A 24953-nucleotide genomic window follows, 5' to 3' on the forward strand; every position below is an offset into this window, starting at 1 on the left:
AGTACCTCACTCTCATTGTACCTTTCTAACAAAAACGTGTCAAGGAGTGTCAGGTTTGTTCACAGTTTGAATTTTCACAGCAATCCCTTGTCTTCCATATGTTGGATAGCGGTTAGTACACCTAACTTGCAATGTGAGTAGGTCAAGCCGCCTTGCATATAAGCGATAAAAGGTTCACGAATCGGAGCATCCGCTGACAGCTCTAAGCTGCCACCTTGGATGAACGTCCCTGCTGCCATGATAACAGGATGCTCATACCCAGGCATGTCCCAAGGCTCGGGTACGACATGCGAATCGACAGCAGATGCCTTCTGAATGCCTTGCACGAACGTAATCAAATGTTCCGCGGACGTGAAGCGGATCGCTTGAATTAAGTCCGTTCGCTGCGCATCCCAGCGCGGTGAGCTGACAAATCCGAGGTCTTCGAATATCGCTGCCGCGAAGACCGAGCCCTTGACGGCTTGCCCCACCAAATGCGGGGCAAGGAATAGCCCTTGAAACATGGCTCGAGTAGCGCCGAGCATGGCCCCAACCTCGCCCCCAATGCCGGGGGCGGTCAATCTGTACGCGGCGAGCTCCACAAGGTCGCGTCGCCCGGCGATATAGCCGCCGGAAGGGGCGATGCCGCCGCCGGGGTTCTTGATCAGTGAGCCGGCTATCAGATCGACGCCAACCTGCGTCGGCTCCTGCGGCTCTGTGAATTCACCATAGCAATTGTCCACGAAGACAATGAGCTCTGGGTTGATTTCTTTGACAAATCGGACCATCTCGCCGATTTGCTCAATCGTGAACGACGGCCGCCAGGAGTAGCCGCGTGAACGCTGGATGCCGATCACCTTCGTGTTCGGCTGTATGGCTGCCGTGATTGCCGACCAATCCGGCGAGCCGTCTTCCAATAGCTCGACTTCACCGTAGCCGATGCCGAAGTCTTGCAATGAGCCTGTGCCATCACCAGGCTTTCCAATGACCTTGTGCAACGTATCATAGGGCTTACCTGTGATGTAAAGTAGTTGTTCGCCAGGACGCAGTACACCGAACAAAGCTGTACCGATCGTATGTGTCCCCGATACAAAATGTGGGCGAACTAGTGCTGCTTCTGCTCCCATTGCATCTGCATAGACGAGGTCAAGCACTTCCCTGCCTCGATCATTGTAGCCATAACCTGTTGAAGAAGCAAAATGATAATCACTTACTTTATGTGTTTGGAAAGCACGTATGACCTTCCATTGATTGAGATCGATAGTTTTCTCAATTTGACGAAAAGCGCTCTCTACACGCTGCTCCGCCCTTTCCATTCTGGCCATAACTTTTTCCCCGAAATGCATCTTAGTTGCTCTCTCCCTCGTTCTCATCCTGCACTTGCTTCGATACTGATTGATCATAATCTACCAGTAAATGAGCTTGTTTCACATAATCCTCCGTGTTCACTCTTACCTTGAAGACCATGTCTTCCCCATCCACATCCGTCTCCAGCACCTCGCCAATACGGTACATGAGGGCGATAATATCCCCTTTGTTGGCTGGAATGCGGAACTCTTTGCTATCTCCCATCAGCTTATCTTCAATCGTAAAACGAAGACGTTCTAAATCCTCAGGTGCGTAAGCACTCACCTTCATGAACTCGCCTTGGTCAGACAGCAATTCCCGCTCTTCTTTTGAGATAAGATCAATTTTGTTGAAGACAGTAATCTGTTCCTTTTGATGGGCTCCTAACTGCTCTAGTACCTCTCCAACAACACGCATTTGTTCGTTACGCATATCCGTAGAGCTATCCACCACATGCAGAATCAAATCTGCCTCATTCGCCTCTTCTAACGTGGCGCGGAACGAAGCGACTAGATCATGGGGTAGATTTTGAATAAAACCTACTGTATCTGTGAGGACGATTTCCTTGCCGCTTGGCAATACCATTGTCCGAGACGTCGGATCTAAAGTAGCGAATAGTTGGTTCTCAATATAGACGTCTGCTTGTGTTAATTGTTTCAATAACGTAGACTTCCCTGCATTGGTGTACCCAACTAAAGCAACTTGAAATACACCGCTTTTCTTACGACGTTCACGATGCAGAGTACGATGACGCACAACTTCTTCCAGCTGCGCTTTCAGTTCGTCAATACGTCCCCGGATATGCCGGCGATCCGTTTCCAGCTTCGATTCACCGGGACCTCTTGTCCCGATACCGCCACCTAAACGCGACAAGTTTTTGCCTTGTCCAGACAGTCTAGGCAAGAGATAGCTTAACTGCGCTAATTCTACCTGGATAATGCCTTCACGTGTTTTGGCACGCTGTGCGAAAATATCCAAAATGAGCTGTGTACGATCGATAATTTTCACATCAAGTGCTGCTTCCAGGTTACGAACCTGTGCACCCGATAGTTCCTGATCGAAGATCGCCGTATTCCCGCCAAGCTCTTCCAACATCAGCTTTAACTCTTCAACTTTCCCTTTCCCAATAAACCACTTGGTATCCTTAGCTTCTTTGTTCTGTGTCATCGTGTCCAGCACTTGAACGCCAGCCGTTTCTGCCAGTTTTACAAGTTCTTGCAACGAATATTCTGCCAGCAGCTCATTTTTCTTCTGCTTCTGTGTAATCAAACTGACGAGCACCGCTCTGTCGTCGATTTCTTTTTCTACCATATGTGAAGTTGTTTTCATAGTCGTCTCCTTTACTTCCCGCAAATTGCTTAAAATGACGGAAATAAGGCCTAATTGGCCTATACCTTCATCATTGTGGAGGAAATGATTAGGAAAGTCAATTTGAGACACAGGAAAATTCGATTATAACGATCTTGCTAACAAAAAACAGGGCATTCACACAAGTAGATCACTCTACTCGAGGAATAACCCTGTTCCAACTTCTTTATTTCATTCAAACAATGTCTGCCCAAGATAAGCACCTTTCGCAGAAACCCCTGGCAATACAGCAAAATACCCTCCGCCAGTCGTATCCGTATAGGCCAGCATTTGATCCGGCATTTTCGGATTCGTTAAGCGTTTCTGGATCGATTCGAACTGAGTTTGGATATTCCGATTGAAGCACACAAACAACAATCCGGCATTCATGCGACCTACGTTGTCCAGGTTTTCCATAAAATTATATCCGCGCCGCAAAATACGTTCACGCTCAGAATTTTCACCAGTGCGTGGGTTAGATAACCGTATATGCGAGTCCAAAGCCGTCACCTTGCCTTCGGCGTCTGCGGCAAACTGCGGCGTATCGAATTCAGCTTTGCCATCCATGGGTGCTCCAGATACCTTTTGACGGCCAATGATCTCTTCTTGATCCGAGTAGGTTTGTTGATCCCATGTTTCGATTCGCATATGAATGCGACGAACAACCATATAGGTTCCGCCTGCTAACCACGGTGCGCTATCCTTATCGCTAGCATCAATCCAGACGTTATTTTTCATAAAAGTCTCATCTTGTAAGGCAGGGTTAGCCGTACCATCCTTAAAGCCAAATAAATTACGTTTCGTTCCTTGCGCTTTCACGCCAAGTTGACCTGTTTGCTGCCAACGCAAGTGAGCAACGCCTCTAGCCGCCTTCGTTAAGTTGCGAATCGCATGGAAACAGATAATCGGATCGTCAGCACATGCTTGAACAACAATGTCCCCATGAGTCAATTGCTCTTGAAGTGAATCTTTATGAAAGATCGGCATCTCGGTCAATCCTGCCGGTTTACGGGAGCGAAGCCCGAAACGGTCAACACCTTCTTTTTCAAAAAGAGAAGCCCCTACAGCAAATGTAATTGTTAATTTCCCAGTATCAAGACCAAACTGCTCGCCTGTATCCATTGGTGGAAAAGCCCCATCCTGCGGCTCCACAGCTAACGGTTTACCTGCCATCAAGGTGGCAGCCATCTCCGTCCACTGCTTCATAAGTGCTTGCAGTTCTTTCACATCACTAGTCGTTACATCAAAAGTCGCCACATTAGCAAAATTTTGTGCAGGTGTGACAACTCCTGTTTGATGGGTGCCATAGAAAGCCAACGTCTCACTAGTCGTGGTAGCGGTAGCTTTATTCGTTGGAATGGCGGCTTGTGCCTTCCMCAACAAATCTCCCAAAACAACGCCCGCCGCACCCGCAGCGGTCATTCCTAAGAAGGTTCGACGATTCATTTTGTCCGACATACCACTTAACCTCATCCCTTTATTTACTTAACGTTCCTGGCATCTTCACAAGCGGTTCAGCCAAAGCTTCTAACTTATTTTTCAAATCGACTTGTTTGGCTTGTTCTAATTTACCGAAATCATTCCATGTTGGGCCAACAGGCGAAAGTGTGTTCATCGTTTCGATAACGGCTGCTAAGCTCTTACTGATTTTCTCATCCAACGCCGCATCTTTCTTCTTCAATTCAGCTTTAACCAGATCATAGATTGCTTGAGCGCCTTCTACATTTGCACGGATCACCGGCACTGTCGCACCGCTCCAACGCTCTTCTTCACCTGTAATTTTGCTGGATTGCGCTTCTTCCATCAATTCTCCAACGCCTGCGATAAAATCTGTAGGAGCAATCGTTGTTGCTGCAATCGCTTGTTGCATTTTCTTACCATCTTCAAGCAAACGTGCTGCAAATGGCTCGGCATCCTTCATGTTTTTCTTCACAAACAATAAGTATTCAATTCGGTGATACCCTGTAAAAGCAGGATCCTTCTCGTTTTTAAAATCATCCACACGCGCATCCATCACACCGTCCAGCTCACTGAATGTTTCGATGATTGGCTCAATTCTCTCATACGGCATACGTGCTAGTCCATATGCTTCTGTTGCTTTTTTCATATCACCGCTTTTAATGGCTGTATTCAGTTGATCGAGCACTGTCACCAGTTGGTTACCTTGGTCTTGCACATATTTATTGTAAGCTTTGGCGGCATCCTTCAGCGCAGTAGAAGCTTCAATGACGTCTTTATTAATAGCACCTTTGTTATTTGCAAAAGAAGTTGTCAACTCCGTCAACGCCGCTTTTAAATTCGTATTCAGAGCCGTTAGCGTAGGGAAATCCAACTTATCTTCTTTTAACCCCGCTTCAAGAGGTGTCAAAAACTTTTCAACTTTAAAATATAATTCAGGGAATTTAGGCTTTACTTCATCCTCGAAGCTTGCCCATTGATCTTCCAGCTGGTCGGCAAGTTTCTTTGCATCCTTGACTTTCGACGCATCTAATTGACCCTTCAAACTATCGACACTTGTTACTAAAGTCGTTGAACCCTCTTTAAATGGCACTTTTGCGACCTCAGTTGGCTCTGATTTCCCACAACCTGCGAGCACAAGTGTAGTTGCTGCTGCTAAAATAATAAGTTGTTGACTTTTTTTCATGGGATAATCCTCCACTTTTCTTTAAATTAGGATTTATTGTTTACTAACATATTTCTGTTAGAAATGGTTTTAAGACGATCCTTGATCACTGCAATGAGGGCCAGAAGCAATAGGAGGAACTGTGGGATTGCGCTCTCTAAGGTAGGATATAGAGCAACGGCATCCCAGCTTGGCAGCCAATCGGCTGTAGTTGCGGGCAAATAACCGGCTAATTGAAGTCCATGAACGCCCATCCCTGCAAATTTGAAGCATAAGTAGAAAACAAAAACACTTGAAATTAAGAAAAAGGGACGCATCGGGATACGAAGTCCAATTTTCAGAATCAGAAAAGCAATAATGAGCAACGAACCTACACCAATCCCGATTCCACCAAGCAGCGAAGCCAATGAAATGGAGGAGGCMATCCCAATCATAAAGAGGACCGTTTCTGTCCCTTCACGGAAAACAGCTAGAAAAGCAAGCACGCTAAGCGAAGCCAGGCTGCCAGTTGCTAATGCTTTGACACTTTGATTACGAATATAAGATTGCCAATTGGAAATACTTGACTTGCTATGCAGCCAATAGCTCATATACAGGAGCATCAGAGCGGCAAAAATCCCCGTACATCCGGCAATTAGAAAGTTGTTATTCCCAAACGCACTCGCCGAAAATAACTGTTGCACCACAATGCCCAGTGCCATGCTGACAACGAGTCCCCCATACACGCCAAACCAAATCCATTTTTTCTTGTCTTCGTGGCCAGCCTTTTTGAGAAACCCAAGTAACGCAATAACGACTAGCAAGGCCTCAAGCCCTTCCCGAAGGATAATCGTCGTGGCATCAAGCATGGAGTAGCTTGTCTTTGCTGCCAAAGGTTGTAAATCGGCATGCATCCGACTAATCGTCACAGCGGCATCCGAAAGTTGAGCCGGACTAGCTGAAAGCTGAGCATACGCTGTTACCATGTCTCGCTCCATGGAGGTGTACACGGCTGAGGACTGTGTCAATACGATTCCCTCAATAAGCAACCAAGAGTTACGAAGCGTTTGAATACTCTCGGAAGCTCCCTCAATATCCTTCTCCTTCACTTGATCAGATGCATTCTCCAACAAAGTTACTAGCGATGAAACGGTTACTTTACTATCGTTATTCGCAGAAGACCCGAACGCAGAGAGATCTCCTTCTATGAAATAAGCGTTCAACTTATGTAGATCCTTCAACTTCGCCGCAAGTTTCTGAGCATCGACAGGCTGTTTCATCGTTTGCAGCGATGCTTCGCCCATTGCACCTTCGATTTTCTGATATGCTGCCAAGGATTGCGCCTTAATGCCTTCCTCATAGTTCAGCCAATTGATTTGAAAAGCTTCAAACAACTTCGTCGCTTGCTCGATATTTCCGCTTTCTGCAGCTTGAATTGCACTTACGATGCCTGCATCTTCCTTGGCTAGATCATCCTGAGGCTTGGCACAGGCGATCAATGGTACTGATAGAAACAATAAAATAGCGATCCAACTGGCTAAAACAACTTTCCGCATACATGACAACTCCTTTGGAGTGGTGAACATTACACGCTCCAACTTTTATTTAGAAACAATATTGATAATCATTATCAGCAAAATAGTTACTCTGTATATTTTACTCTGATCCTCTAAACTGTCAATTACTTTCCCATAAAAAAAAGCCAATTAACTTAAATAAGTTAATTGGCTCTTGGATCTGTCATTTAAATTTCACATCTTCCGGACGAATCGACATCAGCTCAAGTTTGGATGGTGCGTTCACATATTGACTTAACAATCGTACAGCTTGATGCCGCATCGCTTTCTCCAAAATATTCCGAACATACCTCGCATTGCTGAAAGAACGCCAGGTCATCGCCTTCTCCTCGGCTAGGTGTTGCTTTAGCTTCGCTAATGTTTGTGGCAGCAGGACATATTCCCGATCCTTCGCCATCAACTCCGTAATTTGGATCAATTGATCAATGGCATAATCCTCGAAATCAATTTGAATCGGAAATCGTGAAGGAAGTCCAGGGTTCGTTGCTAGGAATTGCTCCATTTCTTCACTATATCCTGCTAGGATGAGGATGAAATCATTTTTCTTATCTTCCATTCCTTTGACTAGCGCATCAATCGATTCCTTGCCAAAATCTTTTTCACCGCCACGTGCCAAGCTATATGCTTCATCAATAAATAGGACGCCGCCCATCGCTTTTTTCATGAGTTCGCGCGTTTTTAGTGCAGTATGTCCAATATATTCACCTACGAGGTCTGCACGCTCCACTTCAATGAAATGCCCTTTACTCAGTACGCCCATCGCATGAAACATACGACCTAACAATCGTGCTACCGTCGTCTTCCCAGTTCCAGGGCTGCCCTTGAAAATCATATGGTACACATGAGCATTGCTCATAAGTCCGGCTTCAACTCGAAATTGAGAGATCTGCAGCAGCGCATAAATTTCATGCACGAGCTCTTTAACATTTTCTAAACCAATCAGCCCATTCAGCTMTTTGAAAACATCCGATAGCGGACCCTCCATTGGCGTCCTTTTGCCAGAGATCATCGGCTCGGCGTCGGCAAGGGGCGAAGCGCCTGACTGCCCACCGGATCCCTCAACAGTTCGCCGCTGACTGCCAGGTTCCGGCTGCCGTAAAACGATGTTGATTTGTCTGGATGGCAAGCTTCTACCACTCATGAGGATCACCTCGTTTACTTGATGGTTTATTAGTGCATATCCACCATCCTACGCTTGTAAACGCCATTTTAGACCGCAGCCTCTGTCCGAATACAGTAGTCTCTGCTTATTTACATGGAATTATGTCAAAGTCAGCATAAGTAAGGCCACGAATGTCTCCTTATCCAAAGCTCCGAAATAGCGTCTCAGTTCCACTTCTGCCAATCGTTCACGAACTGCACTTTCCTCATACCGCGTGCCAACCAGCATTTGTTCAAGTTCAGCGACATCATGGGCACCGAAGAAATCACCAAATATTTTAACATGCTGCAAATGACCTTCTTCGATGTCTAAATGAATATCCAATCTGCCAACGCCTTCAATTCTTTTGGCATGTTGAACAGTGCTTTTAGGTGATTTCCCATAATTCCAATCCCAGTTCTGATAGCGTTCTTTCGAAATCTGATGAATCTGCGCCCAATCTTCCTCTGTTAGCTTATAGCTAGGTACTTGTTCAGCATCAACTCCGAAAATAGAACTAAGCAACTTAGATCGAAACTCTGCCATCGTAATCGGTTCTTTCAGAAATTCCACAATATTCGCGACCCGACTACGGATCGACTTAATACCTTTGGATTGAATTTTATCGGGATCAACGCGAAGTGCTGAAACGACATTCTCTATTTCCGAATCGAATAAAAGTGTCCCATGACTGAACATTCTTCCCTTGGTGGAAAATTGCGCATTGCCTGAAATTTTGCGTTCACCAACTTGAATATCATTGCGCCCTGTTAATTCAGCTTGAACCCCAAGTGAATGCAAGGCTTGGGCCACTGGCGCCGTAAACTTCTGAAAATTATGAAACGAATTCCCGTCATCTTGGGTGATGAAGCTGAAATTCAAGTTCCCCAGATCATGATAGACCGCACCTCCACCAGACAATCGACGAACCACATGCAGGTTATTCGCTTTCACATACTCTGGATTAATTTCTTCCAGTGTATTTTGGTTTTTGCCAATGATGATCGAAGGTTCGTTTATATAAAAGAGTAAATAACTCTCTCCCGCTGGGAGCTTACGCAAGGCGAACTCTTCAATAGCCAGATTAATTCTCGGATCCGTGATTCCTTCATTATCTATAAAAAGCATAGGTAATCTCCTTCTATTTCTATAAATTTGTCGTAAGGGTGCGGTTTAATGTCTGCATGCCAAGGGATGCATAGAAAAGCAACGCTCGTTCATTAAATTCCCAAACATTTAACTCAAGCGATTCGGCTTCGCGTGCTCGTGCCCAATCAGCAGCAGCCTGATAAAGTCTTTTGCCAATTCCTTGACGTTGATGTGTGGAGGCAACGGCAAGTTCATTTAAATAAGCATATTTACGCGGCACAAGTGCTTCATAGTTTGGACTTTGCTTCATCTCTAACATAGCGACACCGACTACTTCCTGTCCAATCTCTGCAACGATAATCTCTTTGTCCGCTCGATCAGAGAAGCTTCGATACCAACCCATCGCAACAACATGATCAAGTTTGGCAAATCGGTCTGGCAATGCCTCGGCATGTTCTTCCTGACCTTCACGGATGATCGTATTCACAGCATCATAGTCCTCCCATGTGGCCGTTCGCAATCGTAGTTCCATCGTCAACTCCCTCTCCAAACACTACTTGTAAGATCTTCGCAAGTTCAACAATTTTTAGTTTGAATTTTTATGCATTAAATTGTATATTTATGTAATGCTTTTCGAGAATGGAGGCACTTTTCATGCAAACAGAATATGATTTTTTCGAATATCTTGATCGTGTAGCTGCAAATACTTGGCCTGCTGAAAGTAACACAATGATTGATCAATGGCTCATTCGAGCATCAAACGGAATAACGAAACGCGCAAACAGTGTGTTTGCTATTGGCTCTTACCCTCGTGATGACAATTGGTTATCGCATGTTGAACAATTTTACCATAGTCATGGGTTACCTGCTATTTTTCATGTTAGTTCTGCTTCTCCTGATCAATTKGACAGTTTGCTGCAAGACCAGGGCTACGAATTAGATACTCCTTGTTACATGATGACAGCTGATTCCCAGCAAGTGGCTTCACACGCTGAAGAACGCATAAAGAAGCAATATCCTTCAGCACTGGATCTTGAATTAGAAATTACACAATCCGTAACGAAAGAATGGCTAGATGCTTTCCTCTTCTTAGAGCAGTACCCGGAGGAACGTCGAAGCTTTTATCAAGGATTAAGTGACCGAATGCCGTCCCCGAAAGCCTTCATTACACTGAAAGATCATGGCCAGATTGTCGCACTTGGCACAGCTATCGTTGAAAGAGAATGGGCAGGCTTTGTGAATGTGATCGTACACGCAGAACACCGCGGCAAGGGATACGGCTATGCCATTCTTCATGCCATGACAGCATGGAGCATTACACAAGGCGCAACGCAGCAATATTTGCAAGTAATCGCCAACAATGTGCCCGCAGTTACGTTATACGAGAAACTTGGGTACCAAATGAAATATGGCTATCATTACAGAGTGAAGTATGATTTGGCTGATCTTGTATCATCCTAACTAAGAATTTCTTAGGATGAAAGGAGCCGATTACATGACTGCCACTAAGGAAAAACCTGTTTTCCCATCACAGCATCAGAACCATCAGCCCGGCATCGAATCGGAAATGAAGCCACTACCCGAATTTGAGAATGCGAACTATAAACCCGCTGGTAAACTGAAGGATAAAGTTGCTATCATCACTGGAGGTGACAGCGGCATAGGGCGCGCTATTGCCGTGGCTTACGCCAAAGAAGGTGCCGATGTGATCATCGTCTACCTGAACGAGCATAAGGACGCAGAAGAAACACACCGTCATGTGGAAAAGGCGGGTCGAAAGTGCCTACACGTCGCAGGTGACATTGGTGAAGAGAGCTTTTGCAAGCAAGTTGTTGCGCAAGTCGTCAAAGAGTTCGGCAAGCTCGACATTCTGGTGAACAATGCGGCTGAGCAGCACCCTCAGAAAAGTATAACGGATATTACGTCAGCGCAGCTTGAACGTACGTTCCGAACGAATATTTTCTCCTACTTTTATATGACGCAAGCCGCCCTTCCTCATCTAAAGCCAGGTAGTGCGATCATAAACACCGCTTCGATTACTGCTTACCACGGTCACGAACAATTAATTGATTATTCATCAACGAAAGGTGCGATTGTCACCTTCACGCGTTCGCTCTCCTTGCAATTGAACACCAAAGGCATTCGGGTGAATGGTGTAGCTCCTGGGCCCATCTGGACACCGTTAATTCCATCCACCTTTACAGCTCAGGAAGTTGAAGTCTTCGGATCTACGACACCGATGAAACGGGCCGGACAGCCCAGTGAATTGGCACCTAGCTATGTGTTCTTAGCCAGTGAAGACGCCTCATACATGGCTGGGCAAATTCTTCATATCAACGGTGGAGCCATCGTAAATGGCTAAATAAAAGAAAGCATGACAAGCAGCGGCATTTCCCGCTTCCCTGTCATGCTTTCTTCATTTCAGTCCGAGCTTCAATTGCAGTTTGGTTAAATACCAATTCGTGTAAGCTAGCGTTTCTCGCGTATCATGGTAAGGCATGAAGAGCACTTCTGACTTGGCCCCGGAGACTACCGGATCTTTGAAACCTATCGTTTCTGCAATATCAAGTGAACGAGAGCTATGAAACTTATGGGTGATAATAATTGAGCTAACAAGCGACTTCTCGTCCATAATTTGCTTACTAAACAGTAAATTCTCATAGGTACTCGTTGCCTTAGGCTCAAGTAGTATGCTTGACTTAGGTAAGCCATTCTTCACCAAATAGTCCCTCATGCCCTCAGCTTCAGTCAGCTTAGAACCATTATGATCCAAACCACCAGATACAATAAGCTGCTTGAAACGCMCCTGCTTGTACAACTCCACAGCCATATCCAGCCGCTCTTGCAGCCCAGGACTTGGGATATCATTACGCAGGGAAGCTCCCAATACAATGCCTACATCAACTTGCTTAGGCAAGCTCGATTGACTKGGGCCTAACTGTACTTTCCACTGAATAAACACAACCCAACTCACCAGCAAGGCAAAGGAGATCAACACGAATTGAAACGTCCTTACAAATATGCGGTACAACTTAGATGGTGTTTTCCCTTTTGAAGTGCTTGCCTTCTTCTTCGTTGGTGCAGGTACGATGGCGCGTTGTTTTTTGTTCATGCTAGGCTTTGCCGGCATCCTTCCTACTCCTTATCCAGAAATGTACTTACCTGCCGAAATAAGGCTGGGGCGTCCTCGCTCAAACAGATTAAATGATCTGATTTGGCGTGCCAGTGAAGCTCTCGCTGCCCTCTGAGCTTGCTATATATATACCGTGCACTCTGCGGATGAATCACTTGATCTCGTTCCGCTTGTGCAATAAGGGTAGGCTTATTGACAAGGCTAAGCTCCGGCTTCAGATGTCGGACAAGCCTCGTAAACTGCCAGGTCGCCACCAATGGTGTTGATTTCCCCTTGATGAAACTAATTTTACGTTGATACTTCCATTCCTCACGAAGGACGTTCAAGAGCCGGCCTGGACTCACATAAATGACCGCCGTGTTTAGCAGAATGAGTTTACGAATAGGGTAACGAACCGATAAGTAGGCTGCCAATAGACCTCCCATAGAAAATCCAACCATATCAAAGGAGCCATAAGTCTCTGTCATTTTGGCCGCATGCCATTCGGCTGCCTGCACCMAATCTTCCCAACGCGAAGCGTGAAGCTGATGACGGCATTCTCCATTCCAAGGTAGGATTGGCACCTCACACAGCTGTCCACGCTCTCGTAAATGCCGAGCTAACGGCTCAACCTCATAAGGTCCACCTGTAAATCCATGGAACAATAGGCACGGTTGTTTCATGAGATCCACTCCTATCTTTTGATGAAAGCGTTGTTTATGTTAGTTTATTTTTCTTTGATTAAAATGGTGTTAATCGTTACCTTCTCTTTTGGCTTACTTGGGGTGGATTCTCCACCCATTTCCACTGGTGTTTCTGCAATTTTCGTAATTGTGGCCATACTGTCTGCTGTGACTTTTCCGAAAATTGAATAATTCGGCGTACTGTTCAAATTCGCGCAATCCGTACCCGAACAAATGAAGAATTGGCTGCCATTTGTATTCGCACCTGAGTTAGCCATTGCCACAGTACCCGGTTCATACTTATGCGTTGTTTTCAGTTCATCAGCAAATTTATAGCCTGGGCCCCMTCTGCCTGTCCCTTGCGGATCTCCCGTTTGGATCATGAAGGTTTTGATAATACGATGAAACGTAACGTTGTTATAAAAGCCCTCTTTGGACAAAAAGACAAAGTTATTCACCGTTTTCGGTGCTTCTTTGGCGTACAAGTCGATTGTAAACGTCCCTTTCGACGTTGTTACTTCAGCCTGATATGATTTGTTCGTATCAATCATCATATCTGGGGCTTTGCTCCATTGCTTGCCTGCTGATGCCGATGTCGATGCCGCAGGTGTTGCTGTTGCTGTTGCAGATGATGTTGGTGCTGTAGTGTTAGAAGCAGGCGTTGCCGTGCCGCCAGTTGTTTCCGTAGGTTTATTGCCGCACGCGGATGCGATTAGGGTTAATGTAAGCAAGGAAGCAGTGATTAGCGTTTTGGACTTCATGGATTTAGTGGCTAGTTTCATTGAATGGTCCTCCAGTTTGAATTTGTTTGATGGAGCTATAAGGCCCTTTCTGGGCCTTATTATGCTCGCAATGCTAGTTAATTACCGATCTTCAGTTTCTCGTCAATCGGCTTATTTACCGGTGATGGCGTCGGCGTTGGACTCGGTTTTGGACTTATGGATGGGCTAGGTTCTGGTGTTGGGCTTGGACCTGTTTCCGTTCCTGTGCCAGGTTTAATCGTTGCTCCTGGAGTTGTCGAAGGGCCTGGCTTCCMGCTAGGTGATGGGGATGGATTAGGATTATCCCCCCCGTTCCCAGGCGATGGTGACGGCGAAACCGATGGGGATGGTGATGGAATACCACCATTCGGAAGCGAATCATCCTTCGGAATTTCAACAGTCGCGATATTCGACTTCGCACCTGGTGTATTCGATTCGTTCGCCAGCGGAACCACATAATATTGATAGGTTTCACCGCTATTTATTGTCGTGTCCTCGACCAGCACTTTAGGTGTTTGAACAATCATTTTCGCTTCAGCCTCAGTCGCGCCTTTACGATACACTTCGTAGCTAACTTTCTCTCCCAGAGATGTCCATGCAATCTTAACACGCTTTGACTCCGGTATATAAGTAGCCGTAACATCTGAGATTCCACTAGGCGGTTCCTTCAAATCTTCCACATTGGCAGGCTTAACGAAGTTTGTAATTGGCTTGCCGTCTAGAGCTTTGGACATGACAGTCTTGAAAATGGCGGCAGTGCTGCCGCTACCCACCGTCACATAATGTTTGGAATCGACTTTATCGAAGCCTTCCCATACGGCCGCAGTCCATTCAGGGGTATAGCCAACGAACCATACATCTCGATCGTACTGTTCAATGCCCTTAATATCAAGTCCTGTTGACMCTGTTTTCCMAGCAACTGGACGATTGAACTTCGCTTTCACACCCGTACCGCCCGTCTCCACAACACCTTGCAGCAGCAGGGTCATATAGTAGGAAGTCTTTGGCTGCATAACTTGCTTTTTCTCAGGCTTATAAGCGGCAATTTCTTTACCTTGGGCGTCTGTAATGCGCAAAATGGCATGTGTTTTATTTTGCGAACCTTGGTTTGCAAAAGCTGTATAGGCTCCAGCCATTTGCAATGGCGATACACCGTCAGTAAGACCACCTAGCGCAATCGCTAAATTCTTATCTTTCTGTGGATTTAAGGTGGTTCCTAGTTTATTCGCAAATGCAATCCCCGTATTCACACCGATTTGGTTTAATAACCAGACAGGTGCAAGATTGTAGGATTTCTTAACGGCATCGAACATAGTAACCTGGCCATGTGTTTGGCGATCATAGTTTTGTGGTGTGTACGATCCGAAAGACGTCTGTGTATCATCTAACAACGAATACGGTGTATATTTCCCACTATCTAAAGCAGGTGCATAGACCGCAATTGGTTTAAAAGACGAACCTGGCTGCCTTTTAGAATAAACACGGCTGAACCCTTTTGTTTTATAATCCCTGCCACCGATTAATCCCATGATACCGCCGGTTTTATTATCCAGTATAACCATGGAGCTTTGAATTTTCTGACCATCTGCTGCATCCTTTTGGAAGAAACTCGGATCTGCGTAGGTTTGCTCGATGGTTTGCTGAGCTTTAATATCCATCGTTGTGTAAATACGGTATCCTTTGGTTAGTAGCTCATCTTCTTCAATACCGTACATGTCCTCTGCTTCATTAACCACATAGTCCACGAACGAAGCATACTGTTTCGTCCCTCCCGTACTTGTCGATACAGGCGGCACGTAATCGACATCAGCGGCTTTAGCACGCTCAGCCTCCGTAATATAACCCTGATCCGTCATCAGCCGTAGGACAACTGCTCGACGTTCTTTCGATAAATCAGGGTGGGTTAATGGCGAGTAGCGGGAAGGTGCTTTGGGTAGTGCGGCAAGTGTCGCCATTTCCCATACTTCCAATTCGTTCAAATTGGATTTGTTAAAGTAAACCTTGGCTGCTGCCTTAATCCCGTAAGCGTTACTTCCGAAGAAGATTCGGTTCAAATATTTCTCCAGAATTTCATCCTTCGTAAATCGCTCATCCAACGCAAATGCAATCGACATTTCCGTACCTTTCCGGAAGGCTGTTTTCTCTGAGCTTAGGAATACGTTCTTGGCAAGCTGTTGCGTGATCGTACTGCCACCTTCAACTGCAGACATATGAATAATATCTGTGACAAGCGCACGCCCGATAGCTCTCAAATCAACACCTGAGTGTTCATTAAAACGACGATCCTCCGTGGCGATAAAAGCTTGCTTCAACCGTTCCGGAACATCTTTGATATTGACGCTTTCCCGATTTTCACCGCGATAAATTTTGGATATCTCCGTGGCAGGTTTTTCTTTCCCATCCTTATCTTTCCCTTCCTCTTGCGCATAAATAAGGGTCGACTCTGTTGTGGAACTAATTTTATCAATATTTGCATCCAGGATTTTGAAGCCGCTCATGATGACAACAATATATATCCCCGTTGCGCAAATCACAGCGACAATTGCGGCAATGATGGAACCCATAATGAGCTTACGTGCATTGAATTTYTTCTTCTTGGGGCCCTTGTTCTGGCTTGGTTTAGACTCCCTTGGCTTGGTTTGCGGCGCGGATGGATGTCTCGTAGGTTTCTTATCCAAATTCACCAACTCCCTTACGTTTCGTTTCTCTCTAGATCGTCGATTTATCAAGCCCAATGAAAAATCGACCAAATTCCAACAAAAGAACAACCTTTATACAAGGTTGCTCCCAAAAGTTTCTATTCGGTTAGACGTTTCAGTCCATTAAAAAGTTGCAAATTGAAGCGATATACAGATTATTCCGTTGCTTCTGCAGCCGCCATTAACGAAACAGCACGCTGTGGTGTGAAGGTAGAGATCGCATGCTTGTACACCATTTGTTGACGGCCTTCGCTGTCAATGATGATCGTGAAGTTATCAAATGCACGAATAAGTCCTCTAATTTGAAAGCCATTCGTTAAATAAACGGTTACGGGAATGCTTTCTTTACGCAGCTGATTTAGAAAATTGTCCTGAATATTAATGGATCGGTTCATCAGTATGTYCCCCTTAATGGAATGAAACTTTCGCCCAAACGGCGCTATTTTTTACCACATAGGAAAGTTTGCCTTTGTTAAGCAATAAAGTGCGTAACAAACGTTCCTATTGGCGATAAAAACAACCTCTAAACGCGGTCGCTCATCTTCGAAATGACTTCGATAGAAGTTTTTATCATTGGTGATATTTGTTAATTATATTCTATTTTAAGTACAAACTTTCCTGCTAGTATATCACTAATCATTTCGAAATGGGCAGAAAAATTTGCTGTATCTGTCACATCAACCCAATCAATGTCCTTCATGTGCCTAAACCAAGACAATTGACGCTTCGCAAATCGACGTGTATCCCGCTTGAGCAAGATTACGGCATCTTCGAAGCTGAGCTCATGCTCCAAATAACTGACGATCTCTTTATAACCAAGTGCTTGCATCGAAATGGCTGACTTTGGGGTGCCAGCAGCAAGAAGCGCTTGTACCTCTTCGACCAACCCTTCCTGAATCATCGCATCGATGCGTTCTTCAATCCGCTGATATAGCAGGGCTCGGTCCATCGTGAGTCCAATGATACATAGTTCGTAGGGAGATTCTTTTTTCTGGGAGGCCAAATGAGCGGTCATGGTTTCTCCAGATATATGGAAAATCTCAAGTGCTCGTATGACGCGCCTGCGATCATTCGCGTGCAGACGGTTGGCACTCTCAGGATCAATTTCCCGCAACTTGGCATGTAGAGCTTCTTCCCCATGCGTATTTGCAAATTCTTCCTGCAATAACCTGAATTCCTCATCCATGCTGACATCCGTAAATTGATAATCATAGCATACCGATTCGATATATAATCCTGTGCCACCTACGATAAAAGGTAGCTTGCCGCGCGAGTGGATGTCTTGAATCAATCCTTTTACTCGCTCTTGAAACTCGGCTGCAGAAAACGAATACGACGGATCATGAATATCAATTAGATGATGCKGGACGATTTGCTGCTCCGCCTCGCTCGCTTTGGCGGTTCCAATGTCCATGCCACGATACACCTGCATCGAATCACCAGAAATAATTTCACAATCGAAGCGCTGAGCAATTTCCAAGCTGAGCTTGGTCTTGCCAACAGCGGTTGGACCAAGTAGCACGAGTAATTTCGGCTTGGCTGATGGGGCTAACACAATCGAATCACTCCATACGTTGTTTTCGTTGTTGAACGTAACACATGCTCGAACCCTAGCCGAGCAAACTCAGAACTGTCACGGTTTTCCTTAAGCACAATACTTTTGCGTGCAACGCGTCTTGCTTCAGCGATCGAAGCCAAGCTAACGGCTTCATCGTTCGCACGATGCCGAAGTGGGGATATCGCATGCGATTCCTCAATCGGACTGCGAAACATGGGATCAAAATAGACCACATCCACACTCTGCGTGTCTAACTGCTGCAAATAGGATAGGTGATGCGTGTGCCTAACCTCAATGCGTCTCATTGCAGCATTCAATTCCGGTATTTCCGACTGATACTGCACCAAGCCTTCTTGAATCAGCATGGCTGGGATCTTTTCACTTTCAAGCGCTGTTACATGCCCTACCATACCGACCACATAGGAGAAGACGATGGCATCCGACGCAAGCCCCGCTGTACAATCCACGACACGGTCGCCGGAAACGGCTCCTGATGCCTCTATGAGTAAATCAGGCTCCCCCCTCTGCATCCGTTTGACACGAACGAGAGACATACTTGGATGGAAAAAAGTTGCTGGGTGGTCTTCTTCATAGTACCTGATCTCTTCCCTTGTCACAAGCAGAACAGAACTATCCTTATAATTTCTCCTAAGATGTTCCAAAGAATACTTCTTCCGGGGCACATTTCGGCCCCCGTATAATTCGGATAAGCGTGCGGCTTCCGCCAGCAATCCAGCAGACGGGTTATACGAAGTTGTTACTAGCACAGGGTTACATCACTCGCTTAAACATTTTTTCTAACTCATAAGTTGTAAAACTTACTACAATCGGTCGTCCGTGTGGACACGTATATGGATTTCGACAGCCTGCGAGACGATCAATTAAAGTCTCCATCTCCAATATACCAAGGCTTTGATTCGCTTTGATCGATGCCTTACACGAGCACATTATCGCTGCTTTCTCTCGCAGTTTGGCGATATCCAAAGCTTTACGATCCGAAATAATGAGCTCACACATCTCTTCGACGATAGCCTTCTCTTCCCCTGAAGGGAACCAATGAGGATGCGCACGTACGAGGAACGTGTTGCCGCCAAAGGCTTCCATATACACGCCAACTTGTTCAAACAAGGCTAGCTTATCCGCAATAACCCCCGCTTCAGAAGGAGTAAATTCCAATGTAATCGGAACGAGCAATTCTTGGCTCGCCTCAGCAGGATTGCCAAAATGCTCATAAAAATATTCATAGTTAATACGTTCATGTGCTGCATGTTGATCGATTAAATACAACCCTGTCTCATTCTGCGCAATCAAATAGGTGCCATGCATTTGTCCGATCGGATCCAAACGAGGAAACGTTGGGAGCCTAGGTGCATCACTGTCCTCATTCGAAGGCATCAAATCCATAAATGCCTCATTCGTGCGACGTTGTTGTTGAATAGAAGTGCTTCGAAATGATGCATCGCGCACAGGCGTGTAGCTCTGACTAACCGTTGGCGTACTTTTGGTTGCAAATCCACGATCTGAAGGTGAAATGGCACTCGAAAAGGATACCTCAGGCTGCTGCTTTTGCAAAGGTTGTGTTGAAGGAAAGGGCGCTTCCTTCCGATAGTCAGGAGCAGCTTCTTTGATCTGAGGCGGCAACCACTGCGTGTCATCCTTCCTCTGATTAGAACTTGATTCCTTCAAGCCATCCAATTCATGAAAAGTCTGCAACCCCTTCGAATCTTTGGAAACCTCAGCATCCTTGTGATCCTTATAGAACTCCGCATCCAGCTCCATCGATGGACTACGGGTTTCCTTTAGCGGCTCCACGGTACGTGTGAGCTCTAATTGTTCCTGTACGTAAGCGCCTTTCGGGGCCGATGCCTTAACTCCCGTAGGTATCAGCACTTGTCTACCGAATAGCCGTTTCACCTCGGCTTCGATCAATGCCGTTAACTCCGCTTCCTTACTGAAGCGGACCTCCAACTTGGATGGATGCACGTTGACATCCACAAGCGCAGGGTCCATCCCGATGTGCAGCGCGGCAACGGGAAAGCGATTGATCGGCAGCAGGGTGTGATACCCTTGCAGCAGGGCATGATTCAGCGCGAAGTTGCGCACATATCGACCATTAACGATGGTCGATATGCCACCGCGATTCGCGCGCGTCATTTCGGGCTTGGCGACGAAGCCCGAGATGGTATAATCCAAGCTTTCCACTTGGATTGGAAGCATTTGCTTGGCAATCGCTGTGCCATAGATGCCGGCAATGACTTGGAGCAGATCCCCGTTGCCTAACGTTTGGAGCAAAACATTGCCATTATGCTTCAAGGTGAAAGCAATACCAGGATGAGCGAGCGAAAGACGATATAAATAATCAGAAATATGCCCAAGCTCCGTCTGGATCGTTTTCATATATTTCAATCTAGCTGGCGTGTTATAAAACAAATCACGTACTGTCACTTCTGTACCACGCGATGCGGCTGTTTCTTCCACAGCACGAATCGTGCCGCCCTCGATGGTGATTTTACGGCCCAACCCATCATTCGTCGCACTAGTAACACACTCTAGCCTGGAGACAGAAGCAATACTTGGCAGGGCTTCACCACGAAAGCCCAGCGTGCGGATCGAGAACAGATCCTTGCTCGTTGCAATTTTACTCGTAGCATGCCGTTGGAAAGCTAATTCACAATCCTCAAGAGCCATGCCCGAGCCGTTATCGGATACCCGAATTAAGGTTAAGCCACCTTCTTCAATCGTGACGTCAACACGGGTACTCCCCGCATCAACCGAGTTCTCAACCAGCTCTTTCACGACCGATGAAGGTCGCTCCACCACTTCACCTGCTGCAATTTGGTTCGCAATATGCTCGCTTAAGAGCTGAATTTTCCCCATCGTCTTAATTCCCCTTTGTAGCCTGAATTGAAACGTTCTCCCCTTGATGAGTGACCTTCAACTGTGGAAAATAATCATCAAATACATCAACATTCACGTAGCTCATACCGTTGACAATCATCAACTTATCGGAATCAATCGCAAACGCATGTGTTCCCTTGCTATCCGTGATATCCACGGTGCGATTCGGATCATTCCATGTAATTTTGGCCCCGATAAGAGCAGCTAGCCCACGTGCCGAAGCATAGAACTTACCTTTCTCACTAAAGCTGCCGAAGCCATAGCCAACGTCAACACCGTTAAACGTAACATTATGTTTGGTAAACGACACTTGGATATCCGAAATACCTGTTTCATGAAGTGCTGTAATTAGCTGTGCCGATACACCATCAACCTTCAAGTCCGGAGTAATGCCTACTTTGTTCACTTTTCGCATTTTGGGTGTTAAGTATTCTTCAACTGTGACCTTCAATACACTTTGATCGGGAAGCTCGAAAAGCTGCTGAACGCTTCCTTTACCAAATGTTTGCATACCAATCACTTTCCCAACTCCGTAGTCCTGTAAAGCACCCGAAAGCACCTCTGAAGCACTTGCACTATTCTCATTTGCTAAAATATAAACAGGAATCCCCAGCGGACTTCCATCTTGAAAAGTCACTGGATCATCCACACCATCACGGTTCTGGGTATGAATGAGGACGCCTTCTTTTACAAAATGCTTAGCAATATTACGTGCCGTTTCTAGATATCCGCCGGGATTATCACGAACATCTAGGATCAATGACTTCAGTCCTTTGGCTTGCAGCGCATTTAGTTGTTTATCAAATTCTTCATCCGCTTCATCTGAAAAGTCCGTGATTTGTACGTAACCAACGCCATTTGTAAAGCTTTTGCTATACACTTCGGGCGAATTTACAGCTTGGCGAGTAAGTTCGAACGTTATTTCTTTATCCCCGCGCAACACGGTAACCTTTACTTTGGTCCCCGCGACTCCAATGATTTTACTCCGAACAGCATCAATTGAAGTCGTCGAAGCGGCAACACCATCTACAGCTCGGATATAATCATCAGGCTGCAGCCCAGCAGCTTCTGCTGGGGAACCTGGGATTGTTCTCGACACATATACACCCTGGTCATCAAGACCAATAACACAGCCAATGCCTTCAAAGCTATTTTCAAGGCTATTCGAGAATTGACCGTAATCCTGAGGTGTGAAAAGTACCGTATACGGATCCTTCAAACCAGCAATCATCTGTTCAATGCTCTGATTTGCCAAAGACTCTAGGGAAACGCCGCTCACATGGTTTTCGACAAGTGTCTTTCGTACGAGAACGGTCTGTAGATCCTCATCTGCCATGGCACTTGCAGGCATAACGACGGCTAGAGCCGATGCGAGTGCCAGAGTTGCTTTAACTGCTTTCTTATTCAATGGTGAGAAACTCATATGCATATCTCCGTTCCAGTAGTGATATAAAGTCAAGTAATGAAGTGTGCGATTAAAAATAACTGAAACTGGCGACTTGGTTTACTGTAGTTTTTGCTTCCACTCATAGACTAAATTGAGCGCCTGTAGTGGCGTCATATTGATGAGATCAATGCCCTTCAACTGGTCAAGCACCAGTTGGGATTTGCCGTCAGGCTTCTTCTTGACGGCAACCTCAGCCGGGCTGTCCTCCTCGAAGAGGGACAGCTGCCGGATCGGCGTTGCCACGGGTGGTGCTATTGTGGCAACCGCAACGGTCGCTGCGGCTTGCGGTACGGCTGACGCTGCCGCGCGTTCTTCGAAGCCATTCAGCAGGGCATACGAACGCTGAATGATCGTATCTGGCAGCCCGGCGATTTCGGCACAGTAGATGCCGTAACTCGTGCTAGCTGCCCCAGGGATGAGCTTGCGCAGGAAGGTCACCTGCCTGCCGCTTTCTTTCACCGCCATGCAGTGATTGCGCAGATGCTCAAGGCTCTCTTCCAGATGTGCGAGCTCATGGAAATGCGTCGACACGAGCGTCTTGCAGCCGATCCGATCGTGAAGGAATTCAATGACGGCCTGAGCGATCGCCATGCCTTCTCCAGTCGAGGTCCCGCGGCCCAGCTCATCAATGATGACAAGGCTTCTGCTCGTCGCCTTCTCTGTCATGACTTGGATGTCCATCATCTCGACCATGAACGTACTCTGACCGCCGATCAGATCATCGGCAGCTCCGATCCGCGTGAAGATCCGGTCCGTGACCGGAATGCGCGCGGAGCTCGCAGGCACGAAGCAGCCGATCTGCGCCATGAGGCAGATCACGGCTACTTGCCGCATATACGTACTCTTACCGGCCATATTCGGCCCGGTAATAAGCAGGATGCGGCCCTGCTCTTGCAGCAGGCTCGTCCCGTTCGCGATGAACGAGCCGTCCTGGATGACAGCCTCCACCACCGGGTGGCGGCCGTCTTCAATCGCAAGATCGAAGCCTTCGCCGATCTCCGGCTTGCGGAAGTGATGCGCAGCGCTGACCGCCGCCAGCGATTGGTACACATCGGCGGTGGCAATAACCTCCGCCAGCTTCTGCAATCTGGAGATATGCTTCGAAATCCGGTCGCGAAGCTCCGTGAACAGCTCATACTCCAGATCAATCATTTTATCCTGCGCTTCCAGAATGAGCGCTTCTTTCTCTTTGAGCTCTGGCGTCACATAACGCTCGGCATTCGCAAGCGTCTGTTTACGCTCGTAACGCCCTTCCTGCAGGGCGGACATGTTGGCTTTCGTTACTTCGATAAAGTAACCGAACACTTTGTTGTAGCCGATTTTGAGCGACTTAATGCCCGTTGCTTCGCGTTCTTGACGCTCCAGCTCGGCAATCCATTGCTTCCCGTTCTTGCTAGCTTCACGAAGCGTATCCAAGTAAGGCTGATAGCCTTCGCGAATCATTCCCCCGTCACGAATCGATACGGGCGGTTCGTCCTCAATCGCATTAGCAATCCATGACATGACGTCATCACAGACGTCCATATTCTCAACGAGCTTCCGCAGCGTTTCGGATCCCGATGTCGCACATAACTGCTGCAGCATCGGAACTTGCTGCAAGGAATGCTTCAACGCAATCATATCGCGGGCATTGGCATTGCCATAAGAGATTCGAGCGACCAAACGCTCCAAATCATAAACTTCCTTCAGGGCTTGCTTCACATCTTCTCGCACAATCAATTGATTGTAGAGCAGATCGACAGCTTCTAATCGTTCCTCAATCCGAGCCACGTTCATAAGTGGCTTCTCGATCCAACGGCGCAGCATTCGCGCGCCCATGGCCGTTACCGTCTTGTCCAACAGCCACAATAACGACCCTTTTTTGGCACGTTCACGAACCGTTTCAACGAGCTCTAAATTTCGACGTGTGAACGGATCCATCGTCATAAATTGATCCGGTTCATAGATGCGAATGTGCTTTACGTGCGTTAGTGCTCTTTTTTGTGTTTCTTTCAAATAAGCAAGCAACGAAGCGACACCTTGTCGACCGATGCTAGATAAGTTCGATAACGCGGCATCTTCTGCAAAATGCTCATCAAGCAGCGTTTCATCCGCTCTTGTCCACTCTGTCAGTACCATATTGCGGCCCCACGCAGCACCAGACTCGCGAATCGTTGTTAGCAACGCTTGACTGGTCACTATTTCAGATGGATTATAGACATTTAACTCATCAACAACGAGCTCCCAGGAATTAGCCAGCTGAGTTGTGTAAAGCTCCCCTGTTGAAATATCACAGGCTGTAAATGCATATCCATCTGCTTGGTTGACCAAAGATACGATATAGTTGTTGACGGATTCTCCAAGGAGTTTGCTATCCATCACGGTACCTGGCGTAACGATCCGTACGATTTCTCGGCGTACAACGCCTTTGGCCTCAGCAGGGTCTTCCACCTGTTCACAGATGGCAACTTTGTAGCCTTTCTCAATTAAACGAGACATGTAGTTGTCCGCTGCATGATGAGGGACGCCGCACATCGGAATTTTCTCTTCGCCGCCGCCTTCACGGCCTGTTAACGTAATCTCTAATTCGCGTGACGCATTAATGGCATCTTCAAAAAACATCTCATAAAAATCGCCCAGACGAAAAAATAAAAAAGCATCTGGAACCTGTGCCTTCACGGCTAAGTACTGCTGAATCATCGGCGTATATGTAGCCAACTTGTGTTCCTCCAAC

General features: G+C 46.5%; 20 protein-coding genes. 2 read left to right on the plus strand and 18 right to left on the minus strand.

Annotated elements, in window-relative coordinates:
• Nucleotides 1–74: 74 nt before the first annotated feature.
• The 8 genes from AC1DLM_RS19590 to AC1DLM_RS19625 all read right to left on the minus strand — a co-directional run bounded on the left by AC1DLM_RS19590 (nt 75) and on the right by AC1DLM_RS19625 (nt 9614).
• Entirely contained in the window at nt 75–1304 is a 1230-nt protein-coding gene (locus AC1DLM_RS19590) for a methionine gamma-lyase family protein (RefSeq protein WP_477570900.1), read from the minus strand.
• 22 nt (nt 1305–1326) lie between these two features.
• Nucleotides 1327–2655: a GTPase HflX gene (gene hflX, locus AC1DLM_RS19595; protein WP_477570901.1), complete on the minus strand. Its 1329-nt coding sequence runs from the start codon at nt 2653–2655 to the stop codon at nt 1327–1329.
• A 210-nt stretch (nt 2656–2865) separates the two neighbouring features.
• Nucleotides 2866–4131: an iron uptake transporter deferrochelatase/peroxidase subunit gene (efeB, locus tag AC1DLM_RS19600; RefSeq protein ID WP_477570902.1), complete on the minus strand. Its 1266-nt coding sequence runs from the start codon at nt 4129–4131 to the stop codon at nt 2866–2868.
• A gap of 19 nt (nt 4132–4150) precedes the next feature.
• The gene (locus AC1DLM_RS19605) at nt 4151–5317 is read right to left on the minus strand and encodes an imelysin family protein (protein WP_477570903.1); all 1167 of its coding nucleotides are present in this window, start codon (nt 5315–5317) and stop codon (nt 4151–4153) included.
• Nucleotides 5318–5343: 26 nt separating this feature from the next.
• Complete coding sequence (locus AC1DLM_RS19610) at nt 5344–6831, minus strand: FTR1 family iron permease (protein WP_477570904.1); 1488 nt, start codon at nt 6829–6831, stop codon at nt 5344–5346.
• A gap of 184 nt (nt 6832–7015) precedes the next feature.
• Entirely contained in the window at nt 7016–7993 is a 978-nt protein-coding gene (locus tag AC1DLM_RS19615) for an AAA family ATPase (protein WP_477570905.1), read from the minus strand.
• Between the two features lie 120 nt (nt 7994–8113).
• Nucleotides 8114–9121 (minus strand): lipoate--protein ligase, encoded by a 1008-nt coding sequence (locus AC1DLM_RS19620; protein WP_441986636.1) that lies wholly within the window; start codon nt 9119–9121, stop codon nt 8114–8116.
• A 19-nt stretch (nt 9122–9140) separates the two neighbouring features.
• Nucleotides 9141–9614, minus strand: coding sequence for a GNAT family N-acetyltransferase (locus tag AC1DLM_RS19625; protein ID WP_441986637.1), 474 nt, complete (start codon nt 9612–9614; stop codon nt 9141–9143).
• Between the two features lie 122 nt (nt 9615–9736).
• Between AC1DLM_RS19625 and AC1DLM_RS19630 the strand changes: the two genes are divergently transcribed.
• Both AC1DLM_RS19630 and AC1DLM_RS19635 read left to right on the plus strand, forming a co-directional pair.
• A complete protein-coding gene (locus tag AC1DLM_RS19630; protein ID WP_477570906.1) occupies nt 9737–10543 on the plus strand; it encodes a GNAT family N-acetyltransferase in 807 nt (268 codons plus the stop codon).
• Nucleotides 10544–10577: 34 nt separating this feature from the next.
• Nucleotides 10578–11444, plus strand: a complete 867-nt coding sequence (locus AC1DLM_RS19635; protein ID WP_441986639.1) for an SDR family oxidoreductase — start codon at nt 10578–10580, stop codon at nt 11442–11444.
• A gap of 54 nt (nt 11445–11498) precedes the next feature.
• On the opposite strand, the gene AC1DLM_RS19640 is transcribed toward AC1DLM_RS19635, so the two are convergent.
• From AC1DLM_RS19640 to mutS, 10 genes are all read right to left on the minus strand, one after another.
• Nucleotides 11499–12212, minus strand: coding sequence for a YdcF family protein (locus AC1DLM_RS19640; RefSeq protein WP_477570907.1), 714 nt, complete (start codon nt 12210–12212; stop codon nt 11499–11501).
• Nucleotides 12213–12217: 5 nt separating this feature from the next.
• Nucleotides 12218–12877 (minus strand): alpha/beta hydrolase, encoded by a 660-nt coding sequence (locus AC1DLM_RS19645; protein ID WP_477570908.1) that lies wholly within the window; start codon nt 12875–12877, stop codon nt 12218–12220.
• Nucleotides 12878–12921: 44 nt separating this feature from the next.
• Complete coding sequence (locus AC1DLM_RS19650; RefSeq protein WP_477570909.1) at nt 12922–13659, minus strand: peptidylprolyl isomerase; 738 nt, start codon at nt 13657–13659, stop codon at nt 12922–12924.
• Between the two features lie 77 nt (nt 13660–13736).
• The gene (locus AC1DLM_RS19655; RefSeq protein WP_477570910.1) at nt 13737–16316 is read right to left on the minus strand and encodes a transglycosylase domain-containing protein; all 2580 of its coding nucleotides are present in this window, start codon (nt 16314–16316) and stop codon (nt 13737–13739) included.
• A gap of 176 nt (nt 16317–16492) precedes the next feature.
• Nucleotides 16493–16732: an RNA chaperone Hfq gene (gene hfq / locus AC1DLM_RS19660; RefSeq protein ID WP_056620871.1), complete on the minus strand. Its 240-nt coding sequence runs from the start codon at nt 16730–16732 to the stop codon at nt 16493–16495.
• Nucleotides 16733–16923: 191 nt separating this feature from the next.
• On the minus strand, nt 16924–17895 hold the full coding sequence (gene miaA / locus AC1DLM_RS19665) for a tRNA (adenosine(37)-N6)-dimethylallyltransferase MiaA (protein ID WP_477570928.1): 972 nt from the start codon (nt 17893–17895) through the stop codon (nt 16924–16926).
• Nucleotides 17886–18662 (minus strand): class I SAM-dependent methyltransferase, encoded by a 777-nt coding sequence (locus tag AC1DLM_RS19670; protein WP_441986645.1) that lies wholly within the window; start codon nt 18660–18662, stop codon nt 17886–17888. Before AC1DLM_RS19670 ends, miaA begins: the two co-directional genes overlap by 10 nt.
• Nucleotides 18663–18666: 4 nt before the next feature.
• A complete protein-coding gene (gene mutL, locus AC1DLM_RS19675; RefSeq protein WP_441986646.1) occupies nt 18667–20772 on the minus strand; it encodes a DNA mismatch repair endonuclease MutL in 2106 nt (701 codons plus the stop codon).
• Between the two features lie 4 nt (nt 20773–20776).
• Nucleotides 20777–22216 carry a S41 family peptidase gene (locus AC1DLM_RS19680; protein ID WP_441986647.1) on the minus strand — a complete coding sequence of 480 codons (1440 nt, stop codon included), beginning with the start codon at nt 22214–22216 and terminating at the stop codon, nt 20777–20779.
• 81 nt (nt 22217–22297) lie between these two features.
• Complete coding sequence (mutS, locus tag AC1DLM_RS19685) at nt 22298–24937, minus strand: DNA mismatch repair protein MutS (RefSeq protein ID WP_477570911.1); 2640 nt, start codon at nt 24935–24937, stop codon at nt 22298–22300.
• Nucleotides 24938–24953: the final 16 nt, after the last annotated feature.

The sequence above is a fragment of the Paenibacillus sp. 01T442 genome, assembly GCF_056398345.1.

Bases quoted from the DNA above. Each gene is read 5' to 3' on its own strand.
- AC1DLM_RS19590 (WP_477570900.1), bottom strand. From the start codon at position 1,304: ATGGCCAGAATGGAAAGGGCGGAGCAGCGTGTAGAGAGCGCTTTTCGT.
- hflX (WP_477570901.1), bottom strand. From the start codon at position 2,655: ATGAAAACAACTTCACATATGGTAGAAAAAGAAATCGACGACAGAGCG.
- AC1DLM_RS19605 (WP_477570903.1), bottom strand. From the start codon at position 5,317: ATGAAAAAAAGTCAACAACTTATTATTTTAGCAGCAGCAACTACACTT.
- AC1DLM_RS19620 (WP_441986636.1), bottom strand. From the start codon at position 9,121: ATGCTTTTTATAGATAATGAAGGAATCACGGATCCGAGAATTAATCTG.
- AC1DLM_RS19625 (WP_441986637.1), bottom strand. From the start codon at position 9,614: ATGGAACTACGATTGCGAACGGCCACATGGGAGGACTATGATGCTGTG.
- AC1DLM_RS19635 (WP_441986639.1), top strand. From the start codon at position 10,578: ATGACTGCCACTAAGGAAAAACCTGTTTTCCCATCACAGCATCAGAAC.
- hfq (WP_056620871.1), bottom strand. From the start codon at position 16,732: ATGAACCGATCCATTAATATTCAGGACAATTTTCTAAATCAGCTGCGT.
- mutL (WP_441986646.1), bottom strand. From the start codon at position 20,772: ATGGGGAAAATTCAGCTCTTAAGCGAGCATATTGCGAACCAAATTGCA.
- AC1DLM_RS19680 (WP_441986647.1), bottom strand. From the start codon at position 22,216: ATGAGTTTCTCACCATTGAATAAGAAAGCAGTTAAAGCAACTCTGGCA.